The organism is Paracoccus halophilus (assembly GCF_000763905.1).
Lineage (GTDB): Bacteria > Pseudomonadota > Alphaproteobacteria > Rhodobacterales > Rhodobacteraceae > Paracoccus > Paracoccus halophilus.
The window spans coordinates 1-251 of sequence record NZ_JRKN01000121.1 but is presented as its reverse complement, the minus strand read 5'-3'; the positions used below and the strand labels follow the sequence as shown (position 1 = coordinate 251).

Genomic DNA, 251 nt, shown 5'->3' with positions numbered 1-251 from the left:
CTCTAGGAGGACCTGCTTCAGCGCCGCAAATTGCGGTTATGGTCATATCCTCCATAATATGAGTGCCCGTAGGTAAAGGCGGCTTCAATGAGTCTACCCTGAACAATTGCGTCGCGCGAGAACTTAGGGTCAGGACTCATAGCCAATAGATGACGATTGCGGCGAGAGCGATTGCGGAAAGGAATACCTTGGGGCAGCGATCATACCGCGTTGCCACACGCCGCCAATCTTTGAGCCTGCCGAACATGATC

At 53.4% G+C, this 251-nt stretch carries 1 pseudogene; it reads right to left on the bottom strand.

The window, feature by feature from the left end:
• Positions 1 to 136: 136 nt before the first annotated feature.
• Positions 137 to 251, bottom strand: a pseudogene (locus tag IT41_RS21220) (IS5/IS1182 family transposase); the annotation flags it as partial.